A 21,622-nucleotide genomic window follows, 5' to 3' on the forward strand; every position below is an offset into this window, starting at 1 on the left:
CCACTCTCATTGGCAAAGGGACTTTTTTCGTTGTTATTGAGGTTTTCCGACTACAGCTTTGCAAGTCTTTTTTGCTTCTCCTCTTTTTCAACCGCATCCAGGTACTCGAACAACCCCAGACGATTCCCCCATGGATCGGCAAACGTCCCCCACTTGACCGGGACCTCTTCCCGTTGAAAAATCTCAAACCGCTCGATTTGCAGCTCGTGGATCAGTCTTTCTCTTTCCATCTCGATATCGACCACAGCAAAACGCACGGGACCGCTTCCTTCCGCTGGTGTCCCCTCTGCCAACTGCAACCAACACCCAGGCAAGACTTCCCATTCAGCAAAACCTTCATGCGGAACAAAATCCGGCTCTCTCTGTAGGAAGCTCTGGTACCAGGCTTGTCCTTTGGCGAAATTTGAAGTACGCAATTGAAACGTCATCTCATGGATCATGGAAAAGCCTCCTGTCCTTCGACTTTCCATCCATTATTTCACAATCCTTGCGCCACTTTCTAGAGAACAGAACAAAAAACCCCCGACCCAAGCCGAGGGAAGACTACTCGTTATGCGAAAATCGGCAGCATCAGATTCAGCAAGAACAATCCCGCGATGACGTACATCAGCGCAGGCACTTCGCGACGTTTGCCCAATGCCAGCTTCATGAGCGGATACGCCACGAATCCAAACGCAATTCCATCTACAATGCTGTAGGACAGCGGGATAATCGCGATGATCAAAAAGGCCGGGAAGCCTTCCGAGAAGTCCTTCAGATTGATATTCTGTACGTTTTGCAGCATCAGTGCGCCAATGATGATAAGCACCGGAGCAATGGCTCCATCCGGAATCATTTTGATGACAGGAAGCAAACCGAGCGAGAGCAGGAACAAGGTGCCTGTTACAAGTGCGGTCAATCCCGTCCGTCCTCCTGCTGCGATTCCTGCCGCGGTCTCCACCGTTGAAACTGTCGGACTCGTTCCCAAAATGCCAGAAATGGCAGCCGACAACGCGTTCGCTTGCAGCGAGCGGCCGAACTTCTGCGGCTGTCCAAGCATCGAGGTATGTCCATGAATCAAGCCAATATTTTCAAAGACGATGACCATCGCCAATGAGAAGGTCGCGATCCAAAATGGCAACGCCCAAATGGCAGAAAAGGAAAGACCCGCAAAAACACTTCCGTAATCCGCGAACGAAAACGTTCCTCCCCCTCCTGGCTCGACAATCCCGAACAAAAAGCCAAGTCCTGTACCAATCGCAATTCCGATCAAGAAGTTGCCCGGCACATTGCGAACAAACAAAATCAACGTAACAATCAAAGTAATCAGCGTGACGATCACATGCGGGCTGGACAAGTCACCCAGCGCGACAAATGTAGACGGATTCATGACGATCAACCCGCCCTTTTGCAGACCGATGAAGGTCAAGAACAACCCAATCCCTACGGTAATCGCTTCTTTTAGCGAAGCGGGAATCGCATTGGACAATATCGTCGCGGCCTTGGTAAAGGCAATCACAGTAAAGATCAGACCCGAAACAAAAACAGCAGCCAACGCTTCCTGCCAAGTGAGGCCCATCGATTGGCATAACGTGAACGTAAACAGGGCGTTGATCCCCATGCCGGGAACCAGAATAATCGGAGCATTTGCCCAAAAGGCCATAAGAAGTGACCCGATAAATGCCGTCAATACAGTCGCCAGAATGCCTGCTTCCATCGGTATTCCAGCATCATTTAAAATCGAAGCGTTTACGGCAACAATGTAGACAATGGTGACAAAGCCAATAAATCCGGCGATGAGTTCCCTTTGAAACGTCGTGTCGTAAGCGCGCAAGTGAAATAGCTTTTCCATCCACGTACGCACGGATTTCCCTTCTTTCTTTTATGTCTTTTCCATGAAGTGAAGATTCACAGGAAACATGCTATCATAGCTTCATCAATATGAAAAATATCCATATAATCTAATTTTCATATCGTTTTCATATGGAACTATTCTCGTAAGGAAAGAAGGCATTGTGTGTGGATATTCGGCAACTGCGTTACTTTATCGCCATAGCAGAGGAAGGTCAAATAACGGGGGCGGCTAAAAGGCTGAACATGGCTCAGCCGCCGTTGAGTCAGCAACTGAAGCAAATGGAGGAGGAGCTCGGGATCATGCTCATTGAGCGCTCCGGAAAACAAATGGTCCTGACGGAAGCAGGCGTCACTCTCTATAAACAGGCACTCAATATCGTTCATCAAATGGAGGAAGCTCTCTCCGAGGTCAAAGAAACAGGCGAAGGCATTCGTGGGACGCTGTCCATCGGTGTCAGTGCACTGTCGGCCTATCGCCTGCCAGAACAAATTCGTGTGTTTCAGCAAAAGTATCCGCTCATTACGTATAAAATCTGGAAAGGCGATACGCAGCTCCTCAATCAGTGGCTGGAGCGCAGAACCATAGAAGTCGCTATCGTACGCCTTCCCCACTCGTTGAACAACTGCACCATGATTCCGTTGGAGGAAGAGGATTTTGTGCTCATCGTTCCTGCCACCTCCCCCTATGCCGATCGCAAGGAAATCGAAATGCGCGAGATCGCGGAGCTTCCGCTCATCATGCCGAGCACGCCAGGATTGGGCATCTACGACTTGATTATCAAGGAATTCTCCCGTCTAGGTGTGGAACCGCACGTCATCTGCGAGTGCCCGGACATCTCTCTCATTGTCAGCATGGTCGCCTCCTCGGTCGGTTCTTCTATCGTCCCCATCTCGGCATGGGAGACTCATCAGAGCGAACAAATTCGCGGGATTCGACTCTCCGGGACTTCCATTTATTCTTCCGCTGCTGTCGTTTGGCAGTCTGGACGTCATCTGTCCAAAGCAGCGAATCGGTTTATCGAGACGTTTTCATCGTAACTCCATTTAAGGGCGGTCACATCCGGAATAATCTTGGAAATCCCGCGGGATGATAAACTATTACCATTTCTTGTAGATTCCCGGGAGGATAGAGATGACTTTCCTGATATCCTTGGTCATTGTATTTGTCATTGTGCTGTTCGGCGCGATTTCTCCTGAGCTTTTCGCCTCAGCGGCTTCCCAAGTACTAAAAGTGACCACGACGAATTTTGGCTGGTTTTATTTAATCGTAACTTTCGGTTTTCTGATCTTCTGCATCTTCCTTGCCTTTAGCAGATACGGACAAATCCCCTTGGGGAGCGACGATGACGAGCCGGAGTATTCACTGCCTACCTGGTTTGCTATGTTGTTTTCTGCCGGGATGGGGATTGGTCTTGTCTTTTGGGGAGTGGCGGAGCCCGTCTCTCATTACTTCTCTCCGCCAGCAGGCGTGACTGGACAAACGACCGAAGCCGCACAAACTGCTCTGCGGTATGCATTTTTTCACTGGGGTCTACATCCTTGGGGGATCTACGCTCTCATCGCTCTCGCTCTCGCGTATTTTCAATTTCGCAAAGGAACAAAGGGCTTGATCTCCTCCACCTTTGGCCCGCTGCTCGGTGAACGCATACACGGACCGCTTGGAAAAGGGATTGATATTCTAGCTGTCATCGCCACGGCATTCGGTGTCGCAACCTCACTTGGTCTTGGAACTCTACAAATAAACGGAGGCTTGTCTCACCTCTTTGGATTGCCGACCAACACCACCGTGCAAATCGTGATCATTTCCATTATTACGGTCCTATTTTTACTCTCGGCTACGACTGGACTGGATCGGGGAATCAAGTATTTGAGCAATACGAATCTGGTTTTGGCCTTGTTGCTCCTCCTGCTGACGCTCACATTGGGACCAACCTCGTTTATATTTGACGCCTTCACCAGTACACTGGGGAGTTATTTGAACAATCTCATCTCGATGAGCTTGCGGCTGACCCCGTTTACACAAGGCACATGGGTAGCTAACTGGACACTGTTTTACTGGTCGTGGTGGATTGCCTGGGCGCCGTTCGTCGGCATGTTTATCGCACGCGTCTCCAAAGGTCGCACGATCAAGGAATTCGTCATTTGCGTGATGCTCGTACCGAGTTTGTTGAGCTTTATTTGGTTTTCGGTGTTTGGCGGGACAGCGCTTCACCTCGAGATTTTTGATCAAGCGGCTATAGGGGCAGCGGTGCAACGTGACATCTCGACTGCATTGTTCCTCGCACTGGAGCAGTTGCCCATGGGGTACATTCTCGCTGTCGTTGCGATTCTGTTGATCATCACGTTTTTTATCACATCGGCAGATTCAGCTATTTTCGTGCTTGGCATGCTGTCTTCTGATGGCAATCTGGACCCGTCAAATCGGGTAAAAATCACGTGGGGCATCCTCCAATCCGCAATCGCAATCGTTCTCTTGTTAAGCGGCGGCTTAGAAGGCCTACAGACAGCCTCCATTGTGGCAGCGCTGCCTTTTACCGTCATCATGGTCCTGATGTGCTTCTCTCTTGTCAAGGCCCTGCAAGAAGAAGACCGGATCGCGAAAAAGAAACGGAAGGATCAACAGAAGAAGCTGGAGAGGTTGTTGAAGGAGTTGTAAAAAGAGGGACGCTATCCATCGCGTCCCCCCTTGTTATTCCTTGGATACTATAGACTCAGATGTTACCTCAATCCCGTTTCTGCGAAACAGCGCCGCCGTCAGCCCGACACCCGGCACTTTTTTCCCGGAAAAGCTGCCATCGTAAACAAAGGAGCTTCCACAGGACGGGCTGTTTTCTTTTAAAATGGCAGATGTGGCTCCAACCGTTTTCGCCAGCTTCAGCGCTTGGTTCGCCCCCATCAAAAATTCTTCGGTGACGTCTTGGCCTGTGTTGTCTATGATGCGTGCTTTGCCATCCAAAACATCTTCTCCCGTCCCCCCGATGATTTCTGCTGGCGGTCGTGGTGTTGGCAAACCTCCCAGCTGTTCAGGACAGACGGGGATAGCCTTTCCTTCCCGGAGCAATTGCTCCAGCTCTTGGTCCAAGCATGACTTCTGATCGTAACGGCATTCACAGCCGATCAAACAGGCACTAATCACTTTCATGACAACCGTCCCCCACCTTTTTATCTACAGCTTGCGCAGCTTCACGCTTTGTATCATATGATCCTGCCCTTTGTCCAAAATCAATTGTGCGCGAACACGCGTCGGCAATATGTTTTGGCGCAGGTTAGCTCCGTTGATCTCCGTCCAGATACCCGTGGCTACCTCAGTCGCCTCCTCGTCAGACAGACTCGCATATCGCTTGAAATACGAGGATGGATCGGAGAACGCGGTCTGGCGCAGCAGCTTGAACCGCTCTACATACCATTGCAGGATGTGCTTCTCTTCCGCATGCACGTAGATCGTGAAGTCAAAGAAATCGGAAACAATCACCTCGGAAATACGAGCATCATTGTCGTCACCTCTAGGTGGTTGCAGCACATTCAAGCCTTCGACAATCAAAATGTCAGGCTGTCTGACGGTCTGCCATTCATCTGGTACGATGTCATACACAAGATGGGAATAAACTGGCGCTTTCACTTCAGGCAAGCCCGATTTTACATCGGATAAAAAATTGATAAAACGGCGCAAGTCATAGCTCTCGGGGAATCCCTTGCGCTTCATGATTCCTCTGTCTTCTAGAACCTTGTTCGGATACAGGAATCCATCTGTCGTTACCAAATCGACCTTCGGATGATTCGGCCAGCGGGACAACAGCGTCTGCAAAATGCGAGCCGTTGTGCTTTTGCCTACAGCCACACTACCTGCGATTCCGATAATGAATGGAACCTTGCCATCCTGGTTCCCTAAAAAAGTGTGAGTTGCCTGGTACAGCTCCTGCGTGCCTCCGACATACAAATTCAGCAGACGGGACAACGGGAGGTAAATGTCAGAGACTTCGGTCATGGACATTTTCTCGTTCAAGCCCTGCAAAAGGGAAAGCTCGTTATCAGATATGGTCAACGGCGTGGAAGCCCGCAGAGCACTCCACTGCTCGCGATTAAATGTAGCATAGGGTGATGCCATGGGAATGTACATCCTTTCCATCATGAAAGTGCTTTCTTTATTTCACACAAGGTTAGTTTACACCAGCATGTCTTTCTTGGGAACAAGGGCGTTGCCCCAAATCAGACCAGCTCTGCACTTTGCCTTCATGAGTACATAGGAAAAAAGCCGACACCCCATGGCATCAGCTTTGCTTGCAAAAGAATTTCTCGTTATTTTCCCAAGTGAGCTTGCAGCATCCACACATGCTTTTGCAAGCTGTCCATGATCCCCAAGAACATATCGCCAGTCGCTTCATCGTCCCCTGCTTCCGCGGCTGTAATCCCTTCTTTGAGCTCTTTGATCAGGAGTGTAAAATCGCTCACGACTGCCTCTACCATCTGATCCGCAGATTCTCCACCTGTCGCTTCCTTAATAGAAGCCTGCTCCATACAGGCCTTTAACGTCGAAACAGGCTTACCTCCAACCGTTAACAGCCGCTCTGCCAGCTCATCTACATTTTTGGCTGCCTCGTTGTATAGCTCCTCAAATTTTTCATGCAGGGTAAAAAAATTCGGGCCTTTGACAAACCAGTGATAATGATGCAGCTTCATATACAGCACAGACCAGTTGGCAACCTGTTTATTAAGTACGTCGGTCACGGGCCGACTCATTGTCATACTCATCCGGACGCTCCACCTCTCATGGTATAGATATAGCGTTTGTAGTATGTGGTGAATCGGGCGTTCCTATTCTTTTCACGTCAGTCCATCTTTTCTACGGGCCGGACGAAACAGAGCGCATCTAACGCTACTAAACTAGAGTGAAATCTGTGTCTTTTTCATGTGAAAAAACCACTATTTACTCATTTCCCTTTTTACTGTCATTCATAAGATATTTCTAGATTGACAAAAGGAGGATTACTATGGCGCATAAAGCGAAAACGAAGGTTAGCCCCCAATTTAAAAGGCTCTGTGACCGATTTGGAAGAATATTAGGGGGCGAGTCGGAAGTTGAAAATGGGCCGGTTTGTTTTGTCATGCGGCTTGCAAATCTTCGAGAAACAATCTTGGGAAGACGAACGCTTTCCCCTTTAGTTCGCGCTCAAATGTTTTCGTTTGAATCCCTTGATAAGTCGGGTCGTGCCCTTTGTTTGGGCGAGACTGCCGTTCACCAAAATCAGGTGAACCGTTTGATGTCGAATCTCCGCAAACGTGGGATTAAAGTGACGGCACTTCACAACCACTGGCTAAAAGAAAACCCGCGCTTAATGTATATGCATTGGGAAGCGATAGAGAATCCTATCGTATTCGCCAGGAAAACCAAAGAGTCCATCGCATTCCTGGGATAACATGGTGGAGCCATGAAGTTTTCATTTCATCATAATCGAAAGGATGACGGATATGGGCAAAGTAAAGGCAAAAGCAAAGGCAAGTCCCCAGTTTAGAAGACTGTGTAACCGATTTTCAGCCATTTTAGGTGGAACAGAGCATGAAATTACAAGAGGTCCCGTTTGTTTCGTCTCCAGAAATAGAATATTCAATGCGTCCATATTAGGCAGAAAAACGACATCCCCATTGGTCCGCTATCAATTGTTCTCATTCGAATCCTTGAACAGTTCGGGACGTGCACTATGTTTAGGGGAAACGGCTCTCTTCCAAAACCAAGTAAACCGTTTGCTGTCAAACCTTCGTAAAAACGGGATAAAGGTAACAGCAGTCCATAATCACTGGCTCTTTGACAACCCGCGTCTTATGTATATTCATTGGGAGTCGATTGATAATCCCATTGCATTCGCCAGGAAAGTGAAGCGTTCTATTGCTTTTTTGGGCTAATCATTGGTATTGATAACAGAAAACGGCGGCAGTATGACGTGGTAATATCGTCCTAGGCTGCCGCTCAGCTTCAAACAGTATCCCTTGAATTTCCGTACAATTGCGGATTCACGGGATATTACCATTTTCATTACTACTTTTACCTTTTCTTATTATGTCGCGAGTTTTGTTTCAAGAGCTGCTGTGCAATTGTATTTCCAATAAGGTAGGCTGGTGCAGACGTGTTGCCATCCACCGTAAATGGAATAATCGAATCATCAGCAACAATTAAGTCTTTTACTCCGTGGACTTGACCATAGCTATCCACCACTCCCGCCTTGCTAAGAGGCGCCATGCGAAGCGCACCTTGTTCATGATGATTATGGTCAAAATTATTTTTGATGAACTCTTCAAGCTTGCGATTATTATTGATGATGTCTAGCGTTGGAGAAATAAGCCGGTATGATCGATCGATCGCGGTTAATTGTGCGGCAATCTTCTTGATATATACCTTGTAACAGTTTTTAACGGCTTCAAGATCTGCGGGATTATGGAGATATCCTTCATCAGCCAGCACAATTTTCAACGGATCATTGCTTTGTATTTTTATGGAACCACGGCTTTTTGGTTTTAGGAAAAGGATAGCTATTATCAGTTTCCCTTTTGAGCCGATTCCAATTAGTTGGACTGCACGACGAGCTTTGTTTGAGCCTGGGGTGGGATCTGGCAAGAAGGCCCCACCTGTAAAAAGCGCATTGGGATCATCATCAGGCAATGGGTTATCTTTCGGATTGGCACTAAACTCAGCAAAGTTGAGCGTGTGGTTTCTAAGGCCTTTGCCTACGTGGGGGTTGGCGAAAACAACAGGGATTCCTGCGTCCTTAAGCATTTTGGCGGGACCGATTCCGGAAAGCATTAAAAGCTGAGAGCTATTGATGCCTGCTGAGATGATTACTTTTTTCCGTGAGTAGGCTCTCACGCGTTTACCCTCTTTGAGAAATTCTACGCCAATTGCTCGCTTATTTTTAAATAATACCCGAAGAGCTGTTGATTTAAAGAAAACTTGCAGCTTTCGACCATTGACTCCTTGACCAGCAGTAGTCATGATATCTGATGATAGAAAAGCGGTGGAGGCACTTTCACGCCGTCCATTGGGCTGCTGAAATAATTGCCAACGGGTAAAGGGTCCAAGGGGAGTTTTCGGGTCATTGTAATCGAGAATTTTTCGAAATCCCGTTGCTTTCTCAATGGCCGACACTAACTTTTTGGACATGGGTGTTGGATTTTCAGGTGCTTGCCGAATGTCGATCAATCCCTTATAACCATGAACCTCTTTATTGTTTGTTTTTCCATTGTAATTTTCCATTGTTCGGAATCTGCGAGTTGCATTCTTTGGTGACCAAAGAGGTCCCAGCAGCTTCTCCCATTGTTGAAAAACTGCTGTCGTAGGTCTTACATACTGCTGTGTGTTAATAGAAGTGCCTCCACCCAATAATCGCCCCGTCGTCCATTCAAAACTTCGTTCATTTACTTTTTCCTGAGGTACTCCTTCTCCTTGCCAAAAATATTGAGGAAGATACAGCTCCTCCAGTTCTAAGGCAAACGTTGAGTTGCTAATTGGCGTGTCCCTATCATTATTTTCTCCTGCTTCTAATACGAGGACGGATGTTTTTTTATCGTCCGTTAGTTTCTTTGCAATAACAGAACCTGCTGGACCAGTGCCTACAACAATGTAATCAAAAATGATCTTCCCATCTTTTTGTTTGCTTTCGCTCATTCGCTACTCCCCTACATGTACAGTTTGGATCATCCCATTGACTCGTAAGACACCTGTGTTCGAAAGAAATTGGGTTAATGTAGGGTATTATTCATGAATGATGATGGTGAATGTTATAAAAAAAGCTCATTCCGTCTACCACGACAGACGGAACAAGCCTACTTCACTTACTATGCTGTTATCATTTTTTCGGTGTCGGGCTCGGCAAACTTTCAAACGCATACCCATTAATCCCGGCAAAATCCATCTTTTTACGCAAATCACTGACAAACTGCGTAAAATAGAGGCCACGATCCATGCTGCCCGCATATTTTCTCAAGTCGTAATCGTAGGATAATGAATCGTATATGTGATGTAAATCATCAACCAGCACCTTTTTCATATCCGCCTTTTTAATAGACGGATCGATACTGCATTCGTTCACGAGCGCCTGTAATGTTTCCTTGAGCGCATCGTTGTCAAAGGACGGGTGAGAGAGTAAAAATTTCAAATCGTACAAGTCTTTAAACCTCGGTCTGACAATCGTTTGATGCAGCTTCCAAGCAACCTGGATGGACAGAGGTACCGTGTACGGAACCAAAAAGCTTTCCCCAAAGACAGGTTGGTACTCTAGCGGAACCGGGTCTGCATCCATTTCCAAGTTAAACGAAATATCCAGATTCAGCTCGTTATAGTCATTCGCTTCCCTTGTTTGACCTGTGAAATAATAGGCAATATCCGTATTGATTGTCGGAAAATCATCTGCCATTGCGTAATCGATATATCTCCAAAAGGCATTTTTTCGAAAACTTCTAAACACCACGCCGTCGTTTAGATCCATTTCCGTTACTTGGATCATCCATTGTGTAAATACTTCATGTGCATGTTCGACGTCCCTGATTTTCCCCGCATACAATAAGTCGATATCATCCGCGTCCCGAATCTCTCGGTTGTCCAAATATTGTCTGGTTAGAAGGCTACCTTTTAATACAAAGGGCATATTCACTAGAGCAATTCTTCTCAATAGTGCTTCCAAAACAACGAGCTCTCTCGCCTCATATTCCAACTCTGCTACATCCTCATACGTAATCATCATGAGCCCCCTCTACAAATTAGGAAATCCAGCCGCTGTCCAGTTCTTCGCGGCTGTCATAAATACATAGTTCATATTGTTCTTTGATTAGCTCGATCTGATTTGCTTGCAAAATGATATGTATCATTTCTACTCGATCGTAAAACTGTTTTGGACTCTCATATTCTCGGACGGTAATAAATCTCACTTTTCCATTCGCATTCAAAGAGTTTCTCGAAATATGCCCGCCATGACCTTCACATAAATTTCGTAATGCGGCGACATCATCGACCGCTACTTTGCCATGCCATTCGAAGTAAGGCTTCGAGTTTTTTAGGATGGGCTGGTAAAAGAACTTTTCTTCCTTTGGAGAAATCTCTACTTTTTTTCGGACGATGCTAAAACCGTTGTTTTGAAACGTAGCCGCAATCTTTTCCATCTCTTTATTGGCTTCATGAAAATCTGGGCGTTGGATTACTCCTGTTATCATCGGTTGATTGATGTAATTTCCCTGATACAAGACGATCATGACCGGTTTCACTTGTTCCGCCTTGCAAATATCGATAAACGCTTCTTTTTCATCCAAACTCATATCATTAAGTGTAATGTGAAATTCAAATTCCATTGCCACACTCCCTAACCATTTCTTTCCTTGTCATATTATACCTGAATCCTATCACCTATTGGCTTTTCATCAAATAAAAAAAGTAGAGGTACGTTGAAAATTATTTCTTCAACCTATCTCTACTTTGTATGAGTGCTAATTGCTAACCATTTAGCTTGGTGGTTGCTGAAAAGTCCAGAGAGTGTACTTTTATGGACCAATGCCCCAAGATTTCATCGAGTCTTAAAGCCTAAGTTCTGAGCTTTGAGCCTAAAGAGCTTTGATACGTAAGATTTGAAAGCTGAGCTCTCATCTTTGAGCTTTCATCCTCATATTTACCAAATAGTTTTAGGATGGCCTGGTTAACCCACTAGGCAAGGGACTCTCGTTTATCAGCTATTCAAATGATTAGCAAATCACACTATTAATCCACAAGATTAATTTTGGTAATCGTATTGGATTCGCTTAAAATAAAATCGACTTCACACTCAAACTCGTCAATTTCTTTACTAAGCGTATCCATTTTCTCTTTCAATTTCAATGGATCTACGAGCTTCGCTTCATTTTGCTCTTTAAACGGTTTGGAGATTGCCTCCATTTCCGTATCCTTCACCTTGGAGTCTTTGCCAAAGTTCGCTTCGAGCAGCTTTTCTAATCGCATCTGTACTTCTTCATTTTTTGATTCTACCTGCGTAACAGCGTGGTTGTAATCTCTTCTCATTTTTTCCAGCAGTGATTTCTCATATTGAATGGACGTTTTTCGCTCGATTGCTTCGGCGACTGTCATGCTCTTGCCGCTAATCGTTACCATCGTCTTTGCGTTGGACTCGACGATCAGGGACTTAATTTTTTGTCTTCTTTTTATTAAATCAACGACTGATTGGTAGTTGCGCTCTGTCGTTTCCTCATATAGCTCAGTGGATGTATAGCCAGACACTGGTTTATGCCCAATTGCCGAAGTCATAAAAGTCGTTTCATTGATGCCTTTTTGAATTCTTTTATCGAGTAATTTTAATTCTGAGAGTCCTCTTGTGATAGACATTTCCATCGTGTCATTCCTCCTCGTGGAGTTTTGATAGAAGAATTGTTTATGTATATAGGGGGTACATTTGGTAGTTTAATATACAACTATATGTAAATGGCTGTCAAACTAGTTTCTATGAAATCACCCTAGACCATTCGCACTGTTTCATAACCCAGTTTCATAATCTTCTACCAGATGTGACCAGTAACTTTCAGCATCCTTCATTGGTGCAGGATCGATTTGTTCAAATAGCCTACGCAGCTCACACGCATATTTATTATGAAGTAAATTCACCTTGTTCTCTCATCTTCATTGCCACTTCGTTCTTAATTAGATGAAACAAGAAAAATGTTTCCAAACTTTTATTCAACACATAAAGAATACGAAGTCATCAAATTCCGCCGGTACTCCAATACTAATCATAAAGTCAGCATTATTATGGCTTATGCCCAGACTGACTATTTTAATGTAATCGTAGGCCTGTAATTCAGAGTCATAATAATCGCGGATCTCTTCAATATCAAAGTCCATGCTCTCACTTCTCCCGTTCTCCATTATTTTAAAAAGCTCATTCCTCCCTATAGTCAGGTTGAAATGAGCTTTGGAAAGTTTATCTCGTTATTAACAGTATCAAAGCTGCAAATATAGTCGATATAGCATGCGGGCAGCTTCCCCGCGAGTAACAGCCTCGCCAGCTCTAATCTGTTTATCAGCAGGAATATCGATCAAACGCTGTTTCACAGCCAAAGCCATCGTTGGTTTCGCCCAATCGGAAATCGTTTGTTGGTCAGTGAATTGACTCAGATAGTCCTCCGTATTCGCAGGGTAATAATAATTTTTCTTTTCATGCAATGCTCTCGCGCCGATCGCAGCCATTTCTTCCCGGGATATCGTATGGTCCGGCCTAAATGTACCATCTGGATAACCTTTGACGATATCCTTTTTTTCGGATGAAGCGATAAAGGGAACATGCCATTGCGGCGGATTCACGTCTGAAAAGCTCTCCGTCGCCGTTTCGTCCAAAGCGTAAAAAGCTCTTACAAGCATCGCCGTAAACTCTGCACGGGTAAGCGGTGAATCGGGCTCAAAGCTGCCATCTTCTTTCCCGGTTACGATTCCTTTCGATCCCAGAAACTGTACGGCTTGCTGTAGCTCAGGATCCCGATTGTCAACATCAGGGAACGTTTTGGTATTATCGTCCAAGAAATACGTTCCAGAACGGTTTATTTCGGCTTCCATGCCGTTATTGTACGGATTGAACTTTCCTCCGATCGGCTGCGTTATTTTCCCATTCGTATAGAACACGCTATTATGGGTCGCGTCCGCCTGATTGGCAGGCAGAATGAGCCGGATGTTGCTAGATACGTTCGAAAGCTCCTGGCCATGTTCATCTAAAAATTGCACATGATATTTGCCGTTACTGCTTTCTACCAGGCGAATAACGATAACGGGGAACGAATGGAACAGTTGATTTACGGTCGCAAAATTAACCACCAGCTTTGCATCCCCCGCACGCAGGGTAAGATAGTCGACATCCTTACGATTAATGAAGCTATTCTTGTCCAGCTTGAATGTATAACCATTTTGATCAGGCGAAGACAAAATTTCCCCATTCACGACTAACTCTCTCGCAAGAACAATCTTGTTATCCGACAGCGTCTGTTCTACCGCAGTCTTAGTCTTTCGTGCATTGTCAGCTACGCGATCAACCAACTCGGGAGTGATGACGAATTGGCCATTAACAAGCTCCGGCTTTTCGCTGCTTGCTGCTGTAATAACAAGCTCTCCTGCTTGGGTCAGTCCCTCCACAATAAACGGACGCTGACTGTCAGCAACAGGAACAGATCGGACGGCAGTGTAATACGTCTCGGACAGCATGTTGCTATCGACGACGTACAACAAAAAGTAAGCGGTCACGTCCGGATAACCTGCTCTGCTTGCAGTAGCCCGTACAATGGTCTGCCCGGGTTTGTTCGCTTTTACGACCTGTGTGCCATTCACATTCGATAAGGTTCCTATGCTCGGATCGTCAATGGTGTACGTCATTTTTGCCCCGGGAAGCAAATTATTTACCATAATTGACTGTTTTCCGCCAGGTTGCAGCATCGTGATATACGGATAGAGACTGATTTCCGGCGAAGTTCGTATCACAGCCTGGGCTGCTGTCCCAGGGCGAGTGCTAGTTGGTTTGTCTGTTATCCCAGAACGATCGCCAGTCGGTTTAGCTGCTGTCCCAGGGCGATTACGAGCTACCGTTTCTTCCGTGAAAACAACCAGCTTCGGTAAGGCAATTGCATCTGCCCATGCCCACAAAGTCTGGTCCTTTTTTAATACATAGTAAAATCTTTCTTTGGAAGAAAAGTCCCTATGGTGGATAGAAGCGATTTCCGTAAGCTCTGGGAAAACTTTATTGTTTTCCACAGACCAAAGCTGATCGTCCTCTCGGAAGGCATAAGCTTCGTCGATTTTCCGATCACGAATGGAGTTGAAATGAACCATCGTTCGCGCGTCTTTTGCAGCATGTAAATACAAGGGAAACTTTTTAGCGTCAGTTGTTGACCAAGACAAGACATTGCCATCCTTCTTATAGGCATAGCTGGTAGACATGCCTGGCTCTATCTTGACGATATTATCAAATCCGTTCATCTTCTCTGGACTTTTGTTTTTAGAGCGGTTATTCGGAAGATACAAATTTGCATTCCATCTCCATACTGAACCGTCTTTTTTGACAGCGAAGCCGAAGCCTCTAGCCATTCCTATAGATGCGACATCATCCAGCAGCTTTGTTCGGACTGGAATCGGTGAGACACCCTTAGTCGTGCCTACTTCACTTCCCAAGCTCCAAACAGAACCATCTGATTTCAATACGAAGAAGACCTTGTAGGAACCGCTATAGTGGGCGTCTAGTGATGTTACATTTTTCAAGTCTTTGATCTGTCGCGGAATACTGGCAGGACTAGTTGCAAGGGTGGCGCTAGGATCGGCGTCCCAATACCACACAGTTCCGTCTTTCTTGAGCGCCACATAGTTACCAACATGGTTTCCGGTGGCCGTCTTCCTTCTTACCGTCATCTCCTTCACATTCTGCAAGCCCGGAATTTGCACCATCTTCGCTTTATAGAAGGGATCGGAAGAACTAAGCGGATAGTCGTGGATGTACCACGTCCATACAGTTCCATCTTTTTTCGAGAGTAGCACATTATCGTTCAGGATATGGTAATCCTCCCCGATACGTGTATATTGCTCTCCGTATACGGTTGTTGTGTCGTCCCCTTTGGCTTGGAGCGTATTAGGGTGGGCCGTTAGGATTAACATAACGCTTAGCAATGCTGCCATGAATCGTTTCATTGTCGCAATCTCCTTGCTCTGTCTTCTGTATACCATAATCTGGGCTAAACTTTATATTAACAGAACAAGAAATATTTACAATAAACAAGCTATTTTAGTCAGAATAAAAAAGAAAAAAAGCCAGGGCCTACTTTCCCTGGCTGTCATACGTTACAGAAGTCCTTCCTTTTTCCCTTTTTGTACCGCGTCATCCCGATTCCGCACTCCGAGCTTGTCATACAGAGCAGACGCATAGTTACGCACGGTCCCGTCTGACAAATACAGCTTGGAAGCAATCGTTTTATAGCGCATGCCTTGGGAAAGCATCTGCAAAATCTCCTGCTCCCGTTTCGTTAAACCATAAGCATTCTCGTCTTTTTCGCTTAGTTTCGGTGCACCGAGCAAATCTTCCTGTTCGTTTACTGGCTGTGCATCCAGCATTTTATGAAACAGGTCCTGTGCAATCATCGTACCACCGCGATGGACGAGGCGAATCGTTTCCGCAAGCTCGCGTGATTCAATCGATTTCAAGAGATACCCGTCTGCACCACTGCGCATGATTTCCTTGGCTTTTTCAGTATCCTGAAAAGTAGACAGTACAAGGACACGAATACCTGGCCATTTTTCCTTTATTCGTTTTGTGGCAGTAATCCCGTCCATATTCGGCATTTCCAAGTCCATCAGCACCAGGTCTGGTACTAGCTCCTCGCACAGCTCCACAGCCTGCGCCCCATCCTCGGCTACTCCGACTACTCGCAGGTCCCGCTGTCCCTCGAGTATGGAGCGCAAGCTTTCCCGAATAAACGAGTGATCATCGACGATAAACAAACGAATGATTTCGTCGGCACTCTCTACCATCCTCGGCACCAAACAAGTAACGAGCGTTCCTTCTCCCCGCTCTGAGTATACGGATACTCTTCCTTGCAAATGAGCAGCTCTCTCTTTCATCGTCGTGATCCCGAAGCCGTCCTCCCAATTTTCCACCCCGTGACCGTTATCCTGTACTTCCAGCCTCGTCTGTTGCTGCTCAAAATGCAAGGAAACGACGATGTCCGTAGCGTGCCCGTGGCGTACGGCATTCGTCAAAGATTCCTGCAAGCAGCGAAACAACGTCATTTTCACCTGCTTACCAACAGGATACTCTTCTCCGATCGCACGAAACCGCACATTTACCTTTGCATGTGTCTGAAACTCCTCCGCAAGCTGCCTCAACGAATGACCCAAGGGAAGCGTCTCTTGCGGTGACCCCATCTGATGCAAGTACCCTCTCACTTCCTTCATGCCTTTTCGCGCAAGCTGCAAGAGGGATTCGAGCTTTTGCGTCCCTTCCTGCGACGCTATATCCTGACGTAAGGTTTCCAGCCCCATGATGATCGAGACATAGGAATGCCCCATCGTATCATGCAGGTCCTTGGAGAGGCGGTCCCGCTCCTCCAGCAAAGTCACTCTCTCGATTTGGGTGAGGTATTGCTCCAGCACACTGTTTTGCTTGCGAATAATTTCATTTTGCCGATGGTTGACGATGAGCAAATGAAAAGCAAACCCTATCGCATAAGCAAGCCCGACTTGCGAAAAAATCACGAAGACATCAAATGCACGAGAAAAAAACATAATCACCAGTGGGATAAAAACAATCGTAATGGGAGCCGACCAGCGAAACGATTTCTCCGCACTATTGGCGGCAATCAAAAAAGCTGGCATCAATAAAGTAAGGTACGCCTCTGGAAACATAGACGTGAGATAAATCGATAATCCGCCAAACAAGAGCATTTCTGCTATCAGATAATAACGATAGCTCAGCATTAAACAAATCCACGGGACGGAAAACACCATCATTTCCCAAAGTATAACCATCCATAAGGGTAGCGTGAGATAATCTCCAAATTTTACGGTCGTAACGGTTAGTGAAAAGCAACCGATCAGACGTAAAAAAAACATCACCCAGTCATACCAGGCCCATTGTTTCACGATTTCTAACAAACCATCATCCCCTAATTGCTTTGAACATCAAGCGCGTGTACCCACCAACTAATTGTACCAGACCGTTCCCTAGCTTGGAGCATCCGATCATGAGTATGAATCCTAAACTCATAATTTGCAATGCCTTCAGCTCTGAATCCACTACGCTCCCAAAAAAATGTAGCTCCACGAAAGGATAGAGCAATGGTATGAACGCAAAACATACGGGTGCAATGTAGATGAGTACTCCGACCACAAGGCAGATACAGCCTAGGACAAATTTTTGCATCAGCCAATAAACGGATATCCAGTTTCTCACATCCATTAATTCCGCCTTTGCCTGCATCCATTGATTTCCCTCTGCTCTTTGTCTCATCGCCAACGATTCTATGGAAATATCCGTATAAATCTTCGTCTGAATACGTTCATGCTGGACAAAGGTTTGAGTTGTACGCAACACATTGGTGAGCAACGGAATTCCGACTACGGTAAATGACAAGGCCAAGCCAAGCACGATACTTACCAAGTAAAAACATAAATAAAATACTCCCGAGACAAATGTATACAGCAAAAAGATAACATTTTGAACGTTACGCATGATCGCTCTTTTCATCTAAGCTAATTCTCTCCCATCTATACCTTTTCCGACACACTGATGACGGTATGCCCTTACCGTAATCCACTGCGCGTCATATGAGCCAGTATCAAAATGTCATATGACAGGCTAAGTTATGTCATTTCATCAAAATCATTTTGTCAGTCGGAAAAGTGATGACAGGAAGTAACTACCGAGCATGACACGAGCTTTGTCATACTGTGCTCAAGCGCTCACTCTCAGAGTCGGTGCGTCAAACCGTGTTGCCAGCACAAAAAGGAGAATCGCACATGAAAAAAGTGATACAAAAAATGAGTCTCGTCGTTTTTCTTCTCTCCACAACCTTGATTTCCGCATGCACGCAGTCGCTCGGTGCTGTGGAATCCACTCAGACTGCTTCCATTGCTACCCAAGGGCCGGTGGATGCCAAAGAAATAGAAGCGTTTGCCGATCCACTGTTTGCAGAAAAAATGAAAGAACATAATGTGGCTGGTTCCAGCTTTGTTGTCGTCCGTGATGGCAAAGTCATCGTGAACAAAGGCTACGGCTTCGCTGACAAGGAAAAGAAAATCCCTGTTGATAAAGACACGGTGTTCCAAATTGGCTCAGTATCGAAAACCTTTACCGCCTTGGCTGCCATGCAGCAAGTCGATGCGGGTAAAATTGACCTGCATGGCAATATAGAGGAATATCTCGGTGGGCTAAAAATTCCGAATAAGACAGGAAAACCAGTCACCATGTACGACTTGCTCACCTACACACCTGGCTTCGAATTGCCGGATGAAACTACTTTTACCGGTCCACAATACATCGGGCAAGACATCTCTATGGATGAATTCCTTCCAAAGCACATGCCGACCATCATCCGACCACCTGGCGAAGTCTATACGTATGATAATACAGGATTCTTACTCGCTGGCTACGCCGTGGAAAAAGCAAGTGGAATCCCCTTTGCCCAGTATATGGATGAAAAAGTGTTCAAGCCTCTCGGAATGGCCTCGACCAGTGTACGTTTGAAGCCTGAGCTCATGAAGAGAATGGCTGCCAATTACGATCTTAATGGCGAGCAACGTCCGCTAGAAGGACACGCTCCAACTGATGGTCCGCAGGGAAGCATTATATCAACCGCAGAAGACATGGCAAAGTACATGATCATGCACCTGCAAAACGGAAAATTTGACGGCAAGGAAATCGTCAGTCAGAAAAGCTTGGATTTGATGCATACGCACCAGGTTTTCGCGGATGACATCCCGATCACAACCGTAGGCTTTGAAAACTATTTTCCAGAGTATACAAATGGTCAGCACGTTGTTTTGAAGGGCGGAAACATGCCAGGCCATTCTTCCCTGATGGTATTGATCCCGGAACATAAAACCGGCTTTTTCATGTCCTACAACAATGATTCAATGGTTAGCGCTGATATTTACAAAGAATTCATGGATCATTATTTCCCAGAAACAGAAAAAAAAGCTGAGCCTGATTACTTGCCCTTGAGTGAAGCGGATGCACAAAAATATTTCGGGCTGTATCGAAATACGCGTGCCTATTGGACACGTACTTCTATTACCTATGAGAATGGATCACTCGTGCTCGAGAGTGAGGCCACCGGAAAACAAAAGCTGCGAATGATTCGCCCATTGCTATTTGTAGATGAGGCAGGAGAAAAAGTCGCGTTCAAGGAAGACAAAAACGGTAACATCAAATACTTCTATTATACAACGATGAATGGCTTAAGCCTTGTTGCCCATTCGCAAAAAATGGAAATGGAAAATACCTACTCAGACGTTCCTAACACTAGCAGCTATAAGACCCATATCAACAACCTTAGCGCCCTTTCCATTATGGGAGCGAAATCAGGAAGTAAATTTGATCCTACAGGGACCATGACACAAGGCGAATTTGCTGACGCCCTGATCAAAGCAGAAGGCCATTACGTAATGGCCGGGATGGAAGACGTACTTAGACAGCAATTAGCCGCGGGCATCCCTAATTTGAACCCATCGGCACCAATCACAAGACAAGTCGCTGCTGCCATGATCCAAAATTTAAAGCAGCTTGAACCTGTGGCAACCAGCAAAGTGACGCTGCAAGACACAGCCGACGCATGGGCAAAAGATGCGATCACTGCTCTTGTTTCACAAGGCATCGTCGATCCTGACACGAAGGTAAAACCAGATGGCTCCTTCACATTCCGCGCAAAAGATTTACTGAAGCGTCAAGAAGCCAGTGCCTTACTTGACTTAGCATTTGGTTACTATTCATTGCCGATTAAACGATAAGCATCCTTTTCCTCTTTTTGGGATAAAGTAGGGACTTGTTGTATACCCTACTCCTTTGAGGGAGGTGACTGGTCGTGGAAACTAGCGATAAACACAGGGGACAAGCTGAACAAAAAGATTCAAGTGACTTGAATGAGAAGGAAATCGAGCTTCAGCATCAATTTCAAATGTTCCCTACCCCTGATGAAAAACACGCTTCGAACGTGATTACTGAGCTGAAAGATTAATAACTACTGTCTCCCACTTTAAGGCTGTCGAGAAACTCGGCAGCCTTTCTTCGTCCACAAAAAAAGAATCCGCTTATAGAAGACGGATTCTCGCCAGTACCATTTAAAACACACTCTCATTCTCACTATATCGTTACACTCTCTTCGATCACCAGTTTACCGTTTGTCGCATCGAGACTAGCCTCTACGCCCAGTGGGAGAGCGATGTTGCACGCGCCATGTCCGATCTGAATGTTCCAGATAGTCGGTTTTCCGTACGGGACGACGATATTTTGAAACACATCCCAGACAGAGAAGCCCTCGCGCTTTTTCGGCTCACAATCGGTCCATGTCCCGATGACGACGCCTGCACAATCATCAAACAAGCCGCCCTGAGCAAGCTGTGTCAGCATGCGGTCAATCCGGTACGGCTCCTCGTCTATATCCTCCAGAAACAACAGCTTGCCTCTCGTATCGAGCTGGTAAGGCGTCCCCATCAACGCGGAGACGAGGGCGAGATTCCCGCCGACTACGGGTCCAGCTACCTGACCTTCGACGAGACAGACGATTTCTTCTCCAGGCGGATTGATGATTGCTCCCAATGGCTCTGGGCGAGTCATGGCGCGCAGCAAATATTGCTTGGACCAGTCATCCAGTCCATGCGCGATGTCCGAGGTAGCCATCGGTCCGTGAAGGGTAGCCAGATTCGCCCGCTGTCCGAAAACGGTATGCAGCGCCGTAATGTCACTGTAGCCGATAAACAGCTTCGGGTTTTGGGCGATGAGGTCATAATCGAGCAAGGACAGAATTTGTGGGGAACCATAACCGCCGCGCATGCACATGATCCCGTCCACTTCCTCGTCGACGAACATGGCATTCAGCTCAGCCGCCCGTTGCTCAGGAGTTCCCGCCAAATACCCACCGTACGATTCCCGGCACGTATCCGATATTTTCACCTTGTATCCCATACCTTGCAGCTCTGCCATTGCTTTGTTCAGCACTTCTTCTGTAGCAGGGCTAGAGGTTGCCACTACTCCGATTGTATCTCCCGCTCGCAATGCTTTCCCTTTGTTCATCTGTGCAGTCTCCT

At 46.2% G+C, this 21,622-nt stretch carries 20 protein-coding genes; 6 read left to right on the plus strand and 14 right to left on the minus strand.

Annotated elements, in window-relative coordinates; genetic code table 11:
* Positions 1 to 50 precede the first annotated feature (50 nt).
* Both HP568_RS16030 and HP568_RS16035 read right to left on the minus strand, forming a co-directional pair.
* Positions 51 to 440: a VOC family protein gene (locus HP568_RS16030; RefSeq protein WP_173629603.1), complete on the minus strand. Its 390-nt coding sequence runs from the start codon at positions 438 to 440 to the stop codon at positions 51 to 53.
* A gap of 110 nt (positions 441 to 550) precedes the next feature.
* Positions 551 to 1,831 carry an NCS2 family permease gene (locus HP568_RS16035; RefSeq protein ID WP_217366623.1) on the minus strand — a complete coding sequence of 427 codons (1,281 nt, stop codon included), beginning with the start codon at positions 1,829 to 1,831 and terminating at the stop codon, positions 551 to 553.
* A 167-nt stretch (positions 1,832 to 1,998) separates the two neighbouring features.
* Here HP568_RS16035 and HP568_RS16040 point away from each other — a divergent pair, with 167 nt between their 5' ends.
* Entirely contained in the window at positions 1,999 to 2,871 is an 873-nt protein-coding gene (locus HP568_RS16040) for a LysR family transcriptional regulator (RefSeq protein ID WP_048031637.1), read from the plus strand.
* A gap of 94 nt (positions 2,872 to 2,965) precedes the next feature.
* The gene (locus HP568_RS16045) at positions 2,966 to 4,489 is read left to right on the plus strand and encodes a glycine betaine uptake BCCT transporter (RefSeq protein WP_173629604.1); all 1,524 of its coding nucleotides are present in this window, start codon (positions 2,966 to 2,968) and stop codon (positions 4,487 to 4,489) included.
* A 33-nt stretch (positions 4,490 to 4,522) separates the two neighbouring features.
* Here HP568_RS16045 and HP568_RS16050 read toward each other — a convergent pair whose 3' ends face one another.
* The 3 genes from HP568_RS16050 to HP568_RS16060 all read right to left on the minus strand — a co-directional run bounded on the left by HP568_RS16050 (position 4,523) and on the right by HP568_RS16060 (position 6,582).
* The gene (locus tag HP568_RS16050) at positions 4,523 to 4,975 is read right to left on the minus strand and encodes a 2-thiouracil desulfurase family protein (RefSeq protein WP_173629605.1); all 453 of its coding nucleotides are present in this window, start codon (positions 4,973 to 4,975) and stop codon (positions 4,523 to 4,525) included.
* A 24-nt stretch (positions 4,976 to 4,999) separates the two neighbouring features.
* The gene (coaA, locus tag HP568_RS16055) at positions 5,000 to 5,938 is read right to left on the minus strand and encodes a type I pantothenate kinase (RefSeq protein ID WP_235617632.1); all 939 of its coding nucleotides are present in this window, start codon (positions 5,936 to 5,938) and stop codon (positions 5,000 to 5,002) included.
* Positions 5,939 to 6,129: 191 nt separating this feature from the next.
* Complete coding sequence (locus HP568_RS16060; protein ID WP_007726053.1) at positions 6,130 to 6,582, minus strand: Dps family protein; 453 nt, start codon at positions 6,580 to 6,582, stop codon at positions 6,130 to 6,132.
* A gap of 239 nt (positions 6,583 to 6,821) precedes the next feature.
* Here HP568_RS16060 and HP568_RS16065 point away from each other — a divergent pair, with 239 nt between their 5' ends.
* Together HP568_RS16065 and HP568_RS16070 are read left to right on the plus strand one after the other, a co-directional pair.
* Positions 6,822 to 7,247, plus strand: coding sequence for a DUF1259 domain-containing protein (locus HP568_RS16065; protein ID WP_173629606.1), 426 nt, complete (start codon positions 6,822 to 6,824; stop codon positions 7,245 to 7,247).
* Positions 7,248 to 7,299: 52 nt separating this feature from the next.
* Positions 7,300 to 7,731, plus strand: a complete 432-nt coding sequence (locus HP568_RS16070) for a DUF1259 domain-containing protein (RefSeq protein WP_173629607.1) — start codon at positions 7,300 to 7,302, stop codon at positions 7,729 to 7,731.
* Between the two features lie 139 nt (positions 7,732 to 7,870).
* Here the strand turns inward: HP568_RS16070 and HP568_RS16075 are convergent, their stop codons facing one another.
* The 8 genes from HP568_RS16075 to HP568_RS16110 form a co-directional block, all read right to left on the minus strand.
* Positions 7,871 to 9,487 carry a GMC family oxidoreductase gene (locus tag HP568_RS16075; RefSeq protein ID WP_173629608.1) on the minus strand — a complete coding sequence of 539 codons (1,617 nt, stop codon included), beginning with the start codon at positions 9,485 to 9,487 and terminating at the stop codon, positions 7,871 to 7,873.
* A gap of 181 nt (positions 9,488 to 9,668) precedes the next feature.
* A complete protein-coding gene (locus HP568_RS16080; RefSeq protein ID WP_173629609.1) occupies positions 9,669 to 10,559 on the minus strand; it encodes a nucleotidyl transferase AbiEii/AbiGii toxin family protein in 891 nt (296 codons plus the stop codon).
* A gap of 19 nt (positions 10,560 to 10,578) precedes the next feature.
* Positions 10,579 to 11,163, minus strand: coding sequence for a hypothetical protein (locus tag HP568_RS16085; protein ID WP_173629610.1), 585 nt, complete (start codon positions 11,161 to 11,163; stop codon positions 10,579 to 10,581).
* Positions 11,164 to 11,566: 403 nt separating this feature from the next.
* A complete protein-coding gene (locus tag HP568_RS16090) occupies positions 11,567 to 12,190 on the minus strand; it encodes a hypothetical protein (protein WP_048031627.1) in 624 nt (207 codons plus the stop codon).
* Between the two features lie 342 nt (positions 12,191 to 12,532).
* Positions 12,533 to 12,697: a hypothetical protein gene (locus HP568_RS29825; protein ID WP_254551271.1), complete on the minus strand. Its 165-nt coding sequence runs from the start codon at positions 12,695 to 12,697 to the stop codon at positions 12,533 to 12,535.
* A 99-nt stretch (positions 12,698 to 12,796) separates the two neighbouring features.
* Entirely contained in the window at positions 12,797 to 15,514 is a 2,718-nt protein-coding gene (locus tag HP568_RS16100; RefSeq protein WP_173629611.1) for an S-layer homology domain-containing protein, read from the minus strand.
* A gap of 150 nt (positions 15,515 to 15,664) precedes the next feature.
* On the minus strand, positions 15,665 to 17,473 hold the full coding sequence (locus HP568_RS16105) for a helix-turn-helix transcriptional regulator (protein ID WP_173629612.1): 1,809 nt from the start codon (positions 17,471 to 17,473) through the stop codon (positions 15,665 to 15,667).
* A gap of 4 nt (positions 17,474 to 17,477) precedes the next feature.
* Positions 17,478 to 18,065, minus strand: a complete 588-nt coding sequence (locus HP568_RS16110; RefSeq protein WP_048031622.1) for a sensor domain-containing protein — start codon at positions 18,063 to 18,065, stop codon at positions 17,478 to 17,480.
* Positions 18,066 to 18,337: 272 nt separating this feature from the next.
* On the opposite strand from HP568_RS16110, the gene HP568_RS16115 reads away from it, so the two are divergent.
* Positions 18,338 to 20,326, plus strand: coding sequence for a serine hydrolase domain-containing protein (locus HP568_RS16115; protein ID WP_173629613.1), 1,989 nt, complete (start codon positions 18,338 to 18,340; stop codon positions 20,324 to 20,326).
* Between the two features lie 74 nt (positions 20,327 to 20,400).
* Positions 20,401 to 20,553 carry a hypothetical protein gene (locus HP568_RS16120; RefSeq protein ID WP_173629614.1) on the plus strand — a complete coding sequence of 51 codons (153 nt, stop codon included), beginning with the start codon at positions 20,401 to 20,403 and terminating at the stop codon, positions 20,551 to 20,553.
* A gap of 125 nt (positions 20,554 to 20,678) precedes the next feature.
* Here the strand turns inward: HP568_RS16120 and HP568_RS16125 are convergent, their stop codons facing one another.
* Entirely contained in the window at positions 20,679 to 21,608 is a 930-nt protein-coding gene (locus HP568_RS16125; RefSeq protein WP_173629615.1) for a S66 peptidase family protein, read from the minus strand.
* Positions 21,609 to 21,622 lie beyond the last annotated feature (14 nt).

Origin of the sequence: Brevibacillus sp. MS2.2 (genome assembly GCF_013284345.1) — a bacterium.
GTDB lineage: Bacteria > Bacillota > Bacilli > Brevibacillales > Brevibacillaceae > Brevibacillus > Brevibacillus brevis_C.